10 protein-coding genes and 1 pseudogene are annotated in these 12,403 nt (G+C 67.2%); 3 read left to right on the forward strand and 8 right to left on the reverse strand.

Going from position 1 to position 12,403, the window contains the following annotated elements; genetic code table 11:
• Window positions 1–159: 159 nt before the first annotated feature.
• Genes ACFWPH_RS19620 through ACFWPH_RS19630 form a run of 3 tightly spaced genes read right to left on the reverse strand, consistent with a single transcriptional unit; the run spans window position 160 to window position 2,487 of the window.
• Window positions 160–1,512 (reverse strand): cytochrome P450, encoded by a 1,353-nt coding sequence (locus ACFWPH_RS19620; protein WP_378752928.1) that lies wholly within the window; start codon window positions 1,510–1,512, stop codon window positions 160–162.
• A 25-nt stretch (window positions 1,513–1,537) separates the two neighbouring features.
• Window positions 1,538–1,732, reverse strand: coding sequence for a ferredoxin (locus ACFWPH_RS19625; RefSeq protein WP_033245846.1), 195 nt, complete (start codon window positions 1,730–1,732; stop codon window positions 1,538–1,540).
• 47 nt (window positions 1,733–1,779) lie between these two features.
• A complete protein-coding gene (locus ACFWPH_RS19630; RefSeq protein WP_378752930.1) occupies window positions 1,780–2,487 on the reverse strand; it encodes an SDR family NAD(P)-dependent oxidoreductase in 708 nt (235 codons plus the stop codon).
• A 232-nt stretch (window positions 2,488–2,719) separates the two neighbouring features.
• Here ACFWPH_RS19630 and ACFWPH_RS19635 point away from each other — a divergent pair, with 232 nt between their 5' ends.
• Together ACFWPH_RS19635 and ACFWPH_RS19640 are read left to right on the forward strand one after the other, a co-directional pair.
• Complete coding sequence (locus ACFWPH_RS19635; RefSeq protein ID WP_378752932.1) at window positions 2,720–4,186, forward strand: aldehyde dehydrogenase family protein; 1,467 nt, start codon at window positions 2,720–2,722, stop codon at window positions 4,184–4,186.
• Window positions 4,187–4,334: 148 nt separating this feature from the next.
• Entirely contained in the window at window positions 4,335–5,543 is a 1,209-nt protein-coding gene (locus tag ACFWPH_RS19640; protein ID WP_378752934.1) for a CaiB/BaiF CoA transferase family protein, read from the forward strand.
• Between the two features lie 64 nt (window positions 5,544–5,607).
• On the opposite strand, the gene ACFWPH_RS19645 is transcribed toward ACFWPH_RS19640, so the two are convergent.
• The 5 genes from ACFWPH_RS19645 to ACFWPH_RS19665 all read right to left on the reverse strand — a co-directional run bounded on the left by ACFWPH_RS19645 (window position 5,608) and on the right by ACFWPH_RS19665 (window position 11,212).
• Window positions 5,608–7,059, reverse strand: coding sequence for an MFS transporter (locus ACFWPH_RS19645; RefSeq protein WP_378752936.1), 1,452 nt, complete (start codon window positions 7,057–7,059; stop codon window positions 5,608–5,610).
• 173 nt (window positions 7,060–7,232) lie between these two features.
• Complete coding sequence (locus tag ACFWPH_RS19650) at window positions 7,233–8,207, reverse strand: ABC transporter substrate-binding protein (RefSeq protein ID WP_378752938.1); 975 nt, start codon at window positions 8,205–8,207, stop codon at window positions 7,233–7,235.
• 19 nt (window positions 8,208–8,226) lie between these two features.
• Window positions 8,227–8,997, reverse strand: a complete 771-nt coding sequence (locus ACFWPH_RS19655) for an ABC transporter ATP-binding protein (RefSeq protein ID WP_378752940.1) — start codon at window positions 8,995–8,997, stop codon at window positions 8,227–8,229.
• Window position 8,998: 1 nt separating this feature from the next.
• The gene (locus ACFWPH_RS19660) at window positions 8,999–9,853 is read right to left on the reverse strand and encodes an ABC transporter permease (RefSeq protein WP_378752942.1); all 855 of its coding nucleotides are present in this window, start codon (window positions 9,851–9,853) and stop codon (window positions 8,999–9,001) included.
• Between the two features lie 39 nt (window positions 9,854–9,892).
• Complete coding sequence (locus ACFWPH_RS19665; protein WP_378752944.1) at window positions 9,893–11,212, reverse strand: aryl-sulfate sulfotransferase; 1,320 nt, start codon at window positions 11,210–11,212, stop codon at window positions 9,893–9,895.
• Window positions 11,213–11,370: 158 nt separating this feature from the next.
• Here ACFWPH_RS19665 and ACFWPH_RS19670 point away from each other — a divergent pair.
• A pseudogene (locus ACFWPH_RS19670) lies at window positions 11,371–12,369 on the forward strand (LacI family DNA-binding transcriptional regulator); the annotation flags it as partial.
• Window positions 12,370–12,403 lie beyond the last annotated feature (34 nt).

Here is a 12,403-nt window from a genome sequence, read left to right on the forward strand (position 1 = left end):
TGGGTGGGATTGTCGCTGTTCGCGATGACCTTTTCCCCCCCTGGGGTACCGTTGGGGGGGTTCTTTCGGCCGGTGTTTTCTTTGTTTTCCTGCGACGGCGGTGGGTTCCCGCCCCCCCCCCCCCGCGGTCACGGAGAATCCGTCGTGATGCCCTCGGTGCTAGATCTGCGCGGCGTCCTTCCGGACGGTGACGGGTTCGGCGAGTCGCTGTTCATCGCAGACCGTCTGCAACTTCTCCAGGGTTTCCGCCAGCCCCGGACCGAGCGGCTCACCGGGAGTGAACGTGGCCGGAAGATGACGCATGCCCTGAATGACCGCGATCGTCTCGTAGTGCACGGTTTCCTCCGGGATACAGCGGAAATCCGGTATCCGGTCCAGCACCGCCAGCAGCATCCGCTTGTACACCGCGCGGGCCACATTGGATCCGATACAACGGTGGATACCCAGTCCGAAACTGAAGTGCCGATTGCCTTTCCGGTCCAGGACGACGGTATCGGGCCGTTCGAACACCGCCGGGTCGCGGTTGGCCATCGCCCAGGACAGCCACAGCCGTTCCCCTTCGGCGAACCGAGCGCCGGCCAGTTCGATATCGGTGTTGAGGGTCCGGCCGTCGCCCGGTGCGGGGGTGAAGTAGCGCAGGAACTCCTCGGTCGCCGAATCGAGCAGTTCGTCGCGTTCCCGGCTGAGAGTTTCGCGTTCGGCGGGATGGTCGGACAACCATTCCAGCGAATGCGCGGTGAGCGCGGTGGTGGTGTCAAAACCGCCGCCGATCAGCAGCCCGAGCATGCCCAGGATCTCGATATCGGAGAGCGGTTCGCCGCCGAGTGTCGCCGCGGTGGCCAGCGCGTGGACGAGGCCCGGCCGCGGGTGTTCCCGGATCTCGACCAGGTTGGTGTACATATCCAGGCCCATTTCCTGGTGCAACCGGTGCACCCGCTCGTACTCCGGGGAGTCCGGCGGGGTGTAGACCGTGGCATGGGCGGGCTCGCTGTAGACCGCCCAGTTGCGCAGCGGGATGCCCAGCATCGCCAGGGTCAGGACCGCGGGCACGATATTGGCGAGATCGTCGACGAAATCGATACGCCCGGTGGCGATCTTCTCGTCGAGCGCGGCCCGTACGAGTTCGTCGACGAATGGGATCCAGCGCTGTACGGCGGCCGGGGAGAGGTACGGGTTGAGCACCGAACGTAATTCGCGGTGTTCGGGATCGTCCATCTCCAGGATGCCGTTGCGGATGGCGGCCTGATTGGTGGACGGGATCGTGATGCCCTGATATCCGCGGCGTATGCCCTCGACATCGCGGTCGTTGGAGACGTGGGGGCAGCGGGCGAGTTCGAAGACTTCCCGGTTGCCCGCCGCCACCCAATAACCGTCGTGGTTGTCGGTCCAAGCGATCGGGCAGTGCCGGTGCATATGGTCGGTGATCGTCTGGAACGACTCCCGGTAGCCGGGTTCGTAGCGGTCGTAATGGAAATGCGGACGGCGACGGTCGGTGGGTTCGGTGGCGGACATCGGATGCCCCCTCGTCTTGCTCGGTCTATTCGGTGAGCGTGATGGCGCGCTCGGGGCAGGAGTGCACCGCTTCGCGCACCTGATCCTCTTGATCGTGGGCTACATTCTCGTCCACCGGTGACGAGTGGCCGTCGATTTCGCTGAGTTCGAACGCTTTCGGCGCGATCATCGAGCAGAGGGTATGCCCCTGGCAGCGTTCCTGATCGACATGGACCTTCACGGTTGTCACTTCCCTTCGAGTGCGGCCGGCGGATTCCGAGGGCTGATTCAGGTGTTTCGTCCGCCGTTGACGCCGATGATCTGGCCGGTGATGTAGCCGGCCTCTTCGGAGATAAGGAAAGCGCAGGTGGCGGCGATATCCTCGGGTTTTCCGATACGCCGCACGGGGGTGCGCTGAATATGGTCCTCGACGCTGCCGCCGAGCAGCCCGCGCTCCTCGGAGCCGCGCAGCATCGGGGTGTCGATGAATCCTGGTGGGACCGCGTTCACGGTGATCCCGGACGGGCCCAATTCCAGCGCCAGCGATTTGGTGAGCCCGTTGACCGCGGATTTCGACGAGACATAGTGCGTCATGAACGGCTGCCCCGAATGCGCGCTGGAGGAAGAGATGTTCACGATCCGCCCCCACCCGGCTTCGAGCATATCCGGCAGCACCGCTTGGATCGTATGGAAGACACCGTGCAGGTTGACTTCGATAACCCGCTGCCATTCCGCGAAATCGATGTTCTGGAAACGCTTGAATCCATCCACGCCGGCGGCGTTCACCAGGACGGTGACCGGTCCCAGTTTCTCGCGGATGGCGCCCAGCGCTTCGGTCAGGCTTTCGGGGTCGGTGACATCGGCCCGGTAGGCGGAATCGTCGTCGGCGGAGGCATTGCGGTCGAGGGCCGCCACGTGGAAGCCGTCGCTGCGGAGCCGCTGCGCGATGGCCAGTCCGATGCCCGAGGCGCCGCCGGTGACAACTGCGGTTTTCACGCTTGCCTCTCCTCTCTCGCGCCCACCGGCGCAAGAACATGCATTCCGAATACGAGAACCGTACTCTCGTAAAGATCGGCTGCGCAAGATCCGGGCGATCCGCGCAATCCGGCTGTGGGTCCGTCGCGGGTTGGATAGCTCCAGCTCATCGAATCGGCCGCGAGGCCCTGCTCTCAAATGTACTATTCTCCTGAAACGAGAATGCTATTTCCACGAACTTCGAGGAGGCGGGATGTCAACGCAGGAAGAGGCGGTGACTGCCACCCAACGGCTGCTCATCGACGGGCAGCTGATCGAGACCGGGCGCACCCTGGCCTCGCTCAATCCCGCGAACGGTGAGGTGGTCGGCCATGCACCCGAAGCCGGTGTGACCGAGGTCGACGCCGCTGTCGCCGCCGCCCGCCGTGCGTTCGACACCACCGACTGGTCGACGAATCACGAATTCCGCGCGCGCTGCCTGGAACAGCTCTATCAGGCGCTGCAGGACAACGTGGAGGAGTTGCGCGCCCTGATGATCGCCGAGGTCGGCGCGAGCTACATCCTCACCAAGGGCAACCAGCTCGAAACCCCGTTCGAGATCGTCAAGTACTACGCGGGGCTGCTGAAGGACTACACCTGGACCGAGGACCTCGGGCCGGTCGAGATCCGCGGCGCCCAGCACCAGCGGTGGGTGGAGAAGGAAGGCGCCGGGGTCGTCGCGGCCATCGCCGCCTACAACTACCCCTACCAGCTGGCGTTCGCGAAACTTGCGCCGTCGCTGGCCGCCGGCTGCACGGTCGTATTGAAGGGTGCACCCGATACTCCGCTGATCACCCTCGCGCTCGGCGAACTCATCGCGCAGCACACCGATATCCCGGCCGGCGTGGTGAATATCCTCACCAGTTCCGAAGTGGCCGTCGGCGAACGGATGACCACGCACCCGGATGTGGACGTCGTATCGTTCACCGGTTCCACCCCGGTCGGCCGCAAGATCATGGCCGCCGCCAGCGCAACCTTGAAGAAGGTGTTCCTCGAGCTCGGCGGTAAATCCGCCGCGATCCTGCTCGATGACGCCGACTACACCATGGGCGCGATGTTCGCCGCCTTCAGTATCTGCTCGCACGCCGGCCAGGGCTGCGCCATCACCACCCGGCTGCTGGTCCCGCGCGCCGACCACGACAAGGTCGCCGAACTGGTCGCCGCGAACCTCGCGAACATCACCTACGGCGACCCGGCCGACCCGAAGAACTATATGGGCCCGCTGATCAGCGAACGCCAGCGCGACAAGGTCCACGGGCTGGTGGAACGCGCGGTCGCGGCCGGTGCCACCCTGGTGGCCGGCGGCGAGAAGGTGGACCCGGGCTACTTCTACAAGCCGACCCTGCTGGCGAACGTGGACCCCGACAGCGAGATCGCGCAGGAAGAAGTGTTCGGCCCGGTGCTGGCAATGATTCCGTACGACGATATCGACGACGCCGTCGCGATCGCCAACAACTCGATCTACGGTCTGTCCGGCGGTGTCTTCGGTGCCGACGCCGAACGCGCCCGCGCGGTGGCGCGGCGGATCCGCACCGGAACTTTCAGCATCAACGGCGGCAACTACTTCCACCCCGACGCGCCGTTCGGCGGTTACAAGCAGTCCGGTGTCGGCCGCGAAATGGGCGTCGTCGGGATGGAGGAATTCATGGAGCGCAAGACCATCGCCGAGGTGCTGGCATGAGCGAGTCAGGCCCGGAGGAGGTAGCGGAGCGTAACCACGGAGGGCCCTCGCTCATGCCCGATGGATACAGCATGAGCGAGTCAGGCTCGGAGGAGGTAGCGGAGCGTAACCACGGAGGGCCCTCGCTCATGCCGAAAGGAGATGCCTCGTGAGTAAACCGCTGGAGGGGATCACGGTCCTCGAGGTCGCCATGTACGGCTTCGTACCGTCGGCGGGCGCGGTGCTCTCCGACTGGGGCGCGAACGTGATCAAGGTCGAGCACGCGGTCACCGGCGACCCGCAGCGTGGGCTGCGGCAGATCGGCAAGTTCAAGGTCGAGGGCGATCCGAACCCGAATATCGAGCACGCCAACCGCGGCAAACGCAGTATCGGCATCGATATGTCGGTCGAGGGCGGGCGCGAGGTGATCTATGAGCTGGCGAAGCAGGCAGATGTTTTTCTCACCAGTTTCCTGCCGTCGGCACGTACCAAATTCGGCATCGACGTCGACCATATCCGGGCCGTGAACCCGAAGATCGTGTACGCCCGGGGGAGCGCGCTGGGTCCGCGCGGTGTGGAATCCGATCGCGGCGGATACGATATGACGGCCTTCTGGTGCCGGGGCGGCGTGGCCGCCACCATCACTCCGGAAGGTACCGACGGGATGATATCGCCGCCGGGTCCCGCCTTCGGCGACACCATCTCCGGCACCAACCTGGCGGGCGGTATCGCGGCGGCGCTGTTGAAACGGGAACGCACCGGGGAACCGTCGATCGTGGACGTCTCGCTGCTGGGTAGTGGTCTGTGGTCCCTCGGTCACACTGTGGCGCTGTCGGTCTATCAGGACGAGCCGATGATCGCCCCGCCGCCGGGAACACACGGCGCGATGTCGAATCCGCTGTCGGGCCTGTACAAAACGGCCGATGATCGCTTCTTGTCGTTCGTCATGCTGCAACCCGGCAAGTTCTGGGCCGACGTCTGTCACCATATCGACCGCCCCGATATGGCCGAGGATCCCCGTTTCGCCGACGCGGCCGCGATCGCGGCGAACACCGATGCCGGGGTGGAGATTCTGCGCGAGGCGATCGCTCAGCGGACCCTCGCGGAATGGACGAAGAAGTTCGCGACACTCAAAGGTCCGTGGGCGCCGGTGCAGGATTCCCGCCAGGTTGCCGACGACCACCAGATCCGCTCCAACGAATACATCCTTCCCGCTGGGGAATTGGCACTGGTGTCGAGTCCGGTGCAGTTCGATGTCACCGCACCGGAACTGCGGCCCGGCCCGGAGTTCGCCGCTCAGACCGAAGAGGTCCTGCTCGAACTCGGCTGGGATTGGGACCGCATCATCGAGTTGAAAACCAGTGGTGCCGTGGCCTGATCCGGGTCACCGGACGATGACGTGGTGCCGGGCGCGAACCCGGCATCACGTCGGTCCGCCCGGATCAGTCCGGGGCGTGTTCCGGCGCCAGTGCGGGGCCGCTGATCGCGCATTGCGGTAGGCAGTCGACGGAGTCCAGCGACGGTGCGCGCCGGGTCGGGCGCAGCAGCACCGCTGCGAGGAGCGCCCCGGTGAGCAGTAACCCGGCGCAGATCCACATGGCGACCGCGAAACCCGAATCGAAGGCCGCGGGATCGTCCAGCGCACCGGAGATACCGGCCAGACCGGGCAACGCCGCCACGGCGAGCAGTTGCGCCGTCCGGGCGACCGCGTTGTTCACGCCGGAGGCGATACCCGCCTCGGCCGTCGATACCGCCCCGAGTACGGCCCCGGTCAGCGGCGCGACCAGCACCGCAAGCCCCAGGCCGAATACCAGCACGCCGGGCAGCACATCCACCACGTAGGCCGCGTCCGGGCCGATCCGCAGCAGCAGCGCCAGTCCGGTTGCCGCGATGAGCGGCCCGAGTGTCATGGGCAGGCGTGGCCCGTGCCGCTGGGCCCACCGGCCGGCCGGGGCCGAGAGCAGCAGCATCAGGAGGGTCACCGGAACGGTGGCGGCACCCGACAGCAGCGGTGTGTAACCCGCCACCAATTGCAGCTGGAGAACCAGCAGGAAGAACACCCCGCCGAGCGCGGCATAGACCGCCAGCGTGACGAGGTTGGCCGCGGTGAAGACACGAGAGGCGAACAACGAGGGCGGGACGAGCGGGTGGTCGCTGCGCACCTCGATCAGGACGAATACCGCCAGCAGCAGCGCGCCCGCGCCCACCAGCAGCGGGACAGTATCGATCAGCCCGAGGGTCAGCGCGCCGAGCGCGACCGCGATCACCAGCGCGCCGGGGATATCGAGCCGGGGCGCGGCCCCCGGATCGCGACTCTCCGGCACATGCCGCTGCGAGACCAGAACCACCACCAGTACCAGTGGCACATTGATGAAGAAGATCGACCGCCAGCCCGCCGCGTCGATCAGCCAGCCACCGAGGAAGGGACCGAGCGCGCCCGCCACCCCGCCGAACCCCGACCACAGCCCGATCGCCGCGCCCCGATCGCGATCATCGATGGACGCGGAGATCAGCGCGAGACTTCCGGGTGTGAGCATTGCGCCGGCCACGCCCTGCAGCACCCGGGCGGCCACCAGCATCTCGACATTCACCGCTGCGCCGCACAACAGTGATGCCAGGGCGAAACCCACGGCGCCGGCCACGAACACCTTGCGCCGGCCGAACCGGTCGCCGAAGGAACCGCCGAGCAGAATGAACGAGGCCAGCGTCAGGGTGTAGCCGTTGAGCGTCCACTGGAGCCCGGCGACATCGGTTTCCAGTGCCTCGCCGATCCGGGGCAGGGCGATATTGACGACCGTCGCGTCGAGCGAGGCCACCGACGAACCGAGAACCGTGGCCAGCACGATCCACCGGCCGGAGGAGGACTGGAGCCGCGGCAGCTCAGCGGTACTCACCACAGTGAAGATAGGTGGTCGCCCGGGGGCGGTGTGTTCGACACCCGGCGTCGCGGCCGGTGGGATCATGAACGAACCCGCACCGGCGGGCGCGATAGTCGCCCGTCCCGCTCCGTTCCGGACCGATCCGGCGGACGACGCCCGGCCGACTCGGGAACCGCGTGTTCGCTGGACTACGAGGTCGGCTGACCGGCCGGCGTCAGGAAGTGGTCGTCGAGCAGGGCGGCATAGTCGGGCAGCGCGGTCGATCCCTGGAGTGATCCCTGGGTTTTGGCCCATCCGGCGAGTTCGGTCAGTTTCGCGGCGAGGTCCGGCTGTAGGTGCAGGGTGAAATCGAACTGCGGCAGAACCGTGCGCAGCAGTTCCGGGTCGAGCTGCGTGGCCGCGGCGACGGCCGCCACCGCGGAATCCGACAGATTCGTCAGATCTTTCCCGGCGTCGCCGAGCGCGGCGAAGAATGCCGTGAGTGCGGGCCCCTTCGTATCGATCGCCGCCTGCGTGGCCAGGTACAGGCTGTGCTGGCTGTAGCCGCCGCCCGCGAGTTCGACCGCGTCCTCACCGAGGGCTTGGATCACCTGCGCCTGGTAGGGCTGGAAGATCGAGACCGCGTCGACATTGCCCTGGGTGGCCGCGGTGACCGTCGCCGACGGTGCGACCTGCACGAGGTTCGCCTGGATCGCCTTCTCCGACAGCGCGTCGACAGCGAAGTAGGCCGCACTCGTGCCGATGGGGGTCCCGATCGATTTCCCGGCGAGATCATCGATGTTCTGGATTCCCGCGCTGCGGCGAGCGACGATTCGCGAGCCCTCCCAGCGGGAGCCGTCACCCACCACGCGCAGCGACGGTGACCGGGTGAGGACGGCGGAGGTGGGTACATCGGCGGCCGTCGCGATATCGACCTGACCCGCGGCGACGGCCTGCAACGCCTCGATTCCGGACGGGAAGTTCACCACCTCCACCTCGACACTGTGCCGGGTGAAATGGCCGCCCTCGGCGGCGACGGGGATCTGCGCCCAGGACGGGTCGACGACGAAACCGACAGTCAACGTGTCGGAATCGCTGCCGGTATCGCCGCAGGCGACGACGGACAGGGTCAGGGTGGCGGCCGCGAGCGGGGCGGACAGCAACCGCCGGAGACGAATGTTCACAATGGTGCGACTTTCTGCTTCAGAGGTGGTGCGAAGGGACTGCGTGGTCGATACCGAGTTCGTGGTGCAGCGATTTCCGGATCTCGCTGTAACCGGGCTGGTCCGCCAGGGCGTCCGCGGGACGCGGGCGGCCGAGCGGATTGGTGATCCGGTCGGCGATGCGACCGTCGCGCAGAACGCTGACCGTATCGGCGAGCCGGATCGCCTCGTCGATATCGTGGGTGACGAAAACGACTGTCCGGTGCAGCCGGGTCCACAGATCGATGAGCAGGTCCTGCATCTTCAGGCGGGTCAGCGCATCGAGGGCGGCGAACGGTTCGTCCATCAGCATGACCGTGGGTTCGCCGGCGAGTACGCGCGCGATGCTCACTCGTTGCCGCATTCCGCCGGAGAGCTCGGCGGGGCGCCGGCGTCCCACATCCGCCGCGAGTTCGACGAGTTCGAGGAGTTCCGGGACGCGGTGACGCCGCAGGCGCGGCGGTACACCACGAGCCCGCAGCGCGAACTCGATATTGCCGGCGACACTCATCCAGGGGAATAGGACATCGCGCTGAAAGGCCATACCGCGGCGTGGATCCGGGGCGACGACCGGTTCTCCGTTATCGGTGATCGTGCCCGCGGTGGGGGCGATGAGCCCGGCCAGGCAGTGCAGCAGTGTCGACTTTCCGCTGCCCGAGGCGCCGACGAGGACGGAGAAGGAGCCATCCGGAATCGTCAGGTCGATCCGGTCCAGCGTCGGCTGCGGCTGTCCGGGGAACTGCACCACGAGATCGTTGATTTCGAGTGACATATCATTGCTCCTTGCGGGCCCAGCGGGTGACCGGTGCCGTACTCGAGGCGATCACGAGGTCGCACAGTGCGCCGATTACTCCCAGCACGATCAGACAGGCGATCAGCCGGTCGGCCTGGGAGAACAACTGCGCCTGATAGATCCGGTAGCCGAGACCTGCGGTGGTACCGGTCATTTCGGCGACGACGATGAGCACGAAGGCCATGGCCGCGCCCACCCGGAGGCCGGAGACGATATCGGGGGTCGCTTCCGGCAGCACGATGCGGGTCAGGGTCTGCCACCGGCCGGCACCGAGGCAGCGGGCGGCGCGCAGATAATCTGCCGGTGTACTCGCCAGTCCCGCATGGCTGTTGATCCATACGGGCACGAAGACGCCGAGGGCGATGACGAGGGTTTTGCTGCTCTCGCCCAGTCCGAACCACAGGATGGCCAGGGGTACGAGGCCGATGGTCGGGATCGGCGACAGCAACCGTAGGACGGGTTGCAGCAGCTTGCGCCCCGCCGCGGTATTCGCGGTGACCACCGCGGCGGCGATACCGGCGACGGCCCCGAAACCGAATCCCGCGAACGCCCGCCGCAGGCTCGCGACAACATCCTCGGCGAGCAGACCCTCTGCCGCCAGGTCGTATCCGGCCCGGAGTATCTCCGGCACGCTGGGAAAGAGTTCGCGCGGAAACTGGCCACTCGCCACGACGAGGCTCCAGACGGTCGCGGCCAGGGCGAGCCCGGCCACGGTCCAGCCGAAGGCCCGGAAACGCGCGATCCATCGCGGGACCGTGCTCCGCCGGACCGGGTCCGGCGGGGTGGTGGACGCGGGCGAAGTCCCGGTGGTCGTGGCTCGTACGCTGGTGGTCACGTCGGCGAACCTTCCTGGGGTGCTGGCCGGAACAAGGGTTTACGGATTCGGTGCTGTGCCGGCGGGACGTGCCGGCCGCCGCGGCGTGCCCGCCGGAACCCAATCGAAGGGCACCGACTGGGCCCGGTAGACCAGCGGTGTGAGCGTGAGCCGGTCCACCCCCGGCACCCGGGGCTCGCGGACCTCGGGCTCACCCGCGACGCCGTAGCCCTCGTAAGGACTGTGGTATTCCCACACCACGTCCCCGTCCGCGGTCACCTGGAACAGTCGCCCCTGCATACCCTCGGTGATCAGGGTGTTGCCGTCGGGCAGCCGCTGCGCGTTGCTGACGAAGGAGCTGAAGAACGTCCAGGACGGCCGGCCGGAATCCTCGGCGGTGTACTGCCAGACGATCTGCTCGGTGACCGGGTCGATCTCCAGGATCCGCGACCCCGCGTAGATCCCGAGCGCCGCCGGTGGATACCCCGCACCACCCTGGTTGTCGAAGACGAGGATATTGCCCGCGCCGGGCAAGCCCTCGGCGATCATATGCGGATTGTGCTGGCCGGAGATCTGATCCAGCGGCCGCGGCACCTTGTGGACATTGATCCGCTGATGCTGGGCGCCGGCGAGTGCCTCGAAGTAGGGGCCGAGTTTCCACACGACGGCGCCCGAGGTCTTGTCGATCAGCGCGACGATATTGGCCTTGCGGAAGCTGACCAGAATATTGCCGGGATGGAACGCACTGTCCGGATCCCGGTCGTACCAGCGGTTGGGGCCGAGGGATTTCGCGCTGTTCATCTCGAGATACCCCCACGGGTCCTCGGGATCACGTGCCGCCGTCTCCCGCAGCGCAGCCCAGCCGGCCGCGGAGAACTCGAGTTCCCCGAGGTGATCGCCGGCCAGCCACTGCCAGACGATCGCGCCGTGCTCGTCCACTTCGACCAGGCCCTGATCGCCCACGGTCGCGTCGGCCAGGCCGGTGACGACCCGCGGCACGGTGACCAGCAGCAGTCGGTGGCCGTTCGGTAGCAGCTCCCAGTCGTGGTTCTGCCGCGCGGCGCCGCCGGGGGCCTGGTGCCCCCATTCCCAGACGCGTTCGCCGGACCAGCTGAGCTGGCCCACCGTCCCGTTGGCGTATATCCCGCCGCGCGCGTCACCGCTGTCCGATAGCTGGACTCCGACATCCCCGAGCCGCCCGCCGTTGAGCGCGGGATCGATGAGGCGCGGCGGCACACCCGCGAACGGCCATTCGTGCACCACCGTTCCGTTGAGATCGATGAGCCGGGTGATCCCGTCGGCGCCGGTGAAGAGAACGTAACTGTCGTAGGCGTTCTCGGGGTCACACCAGGTGACGCCGGTCGGTCGTGTATATGCCATGCGTCTACTTCACCCTTCGCTCGTTACACCCGTGGGTCCTGCTCGTAATGGGTCTAATCGATTAGCGTAGGGAGGCCGCGGCAGCGCGCACAGTGTAAGAATCGGGGCGAATCAAACCCTCCGGCACCGGAGTCCCCGACGACCAGACTGGATCGATCGTGAGTGTCAAACGCCCCACCCTCGCCGATGTCGCCCGCCGCGCCGGTACCTCCACAGCCGTGGTCAGCTATGTGATGAACAACGGGCCGCGACCGGTCTCGGATCGGTTACGTGCCAAGGTCGTCGCCGCGGCCGACGAACTGAACTACCGGCCCGACCGCAACGCACAGGCCCTGCGCCGGCCGCGCCGCTGGCGCCAGATCGGTTTGCTCGTTCCCGATATGACGATGCCGTTGTTCGGTGCGTTCGCCGGCCGGGTCGAAATCGAGGCGCGGGCACGGGATCACCTCACCATGATCGGCAATACCGGTTTCGATCCCGAACGGGAGCGGGAGTTCGCCGCCGCCTTCATCGAAATCGGAATCGACGGCCTCCTGGTCGTCGGCGCGGTCGACGCGCCCGGCACCGCCGCGATCTGTGAACAGGCGCGTATTCCCGTGGTCTGGGTGCACAACAGCCGGGGTACGCGCGACTCGCCGATCGTCGGCGCCGACCACCGCGGCGCGGGCCGGCTCGCGGCCCGCCACCTGGCGGCGGCGCACAGGTGCGAAAACCTCGTCTTCGTCGGGGGGTTCACCGATGGCGACGTGCGCCACGGCGACCGGGAAACCGTCGCCCAGCGGTACGCAGGCTTCGCCGAGGTCGCCGGTGCGCATCACGAGCTGATCCGCACCGACCTGACTGCCGAAGGCGCCTACGCCGCGGTGAGCGCGTTTCTCCGCGGCGTGCGGCCGCCCGGTGGGATGGTGATCGGTACGGGCGGGCAATCCGCGGCAGCGGTCCGCGCGGTCACCGATGCCGGGCACCGGATACCCGGCGATATCCGGGTGGTCGGTTTCGATGCCGATACCGCGGGCAATTTCGGGCAGATCACCCTCACCTCGGTACGGCAGCCGATCGTCGCCGTCATCCGCACCGCACTGGACCGGCTGCTCGGCAACGCGGCCGACCCGGCAAAGGTCGTGGAGCCGGGACCGTTGCGGGTCGAGCTGGACACCGGCGAATCCTGTGGTTGCGGGCCCTGCCCCGACC

It is taken from the genome of Nocardia sp. NPDC058499 (assembly GCF_042719915.1).
Taxonomy (GTDB): domain Bacteria; phylum Actinomycetota; class Actinomycetes; order Mycobacteriales; family Mycobacteriaceae; genus Nocardia.

Bases quoted from the DNA above. Each gene is read 5' to 3' on its own strand.
- ACFWPH_RS19620 (WP_378752928.1), bottom strand. From the start codon at position 1,512: ATGTCCGCCACCGAACCCACCGACCGTCGCCGTCCGCATTTCCATTAC.
- ACFWPH_RS19665 (WP_378752944.1), bottom strand. From the start codon at position 11,212: ATGGCATATACACGACCGACCGGCGTCACCTGGTGTGACCCCGAGAAC.
- ACFWPH_RS19655 (WP_378752940.1), bottom strand. From the start codon at position 8,997: ATGTCACTCGAAATCAACGATCTCGTGGTGCAGTTCCCCGGACAGCCG.
- ACFWPH_RS19635 (WP_378752932.1), top strand. From the start codon at position 2,720: ATGTCAACGCAGGAAGAGGCGGTGACTGCCACCCAACGGCTGCTCATC.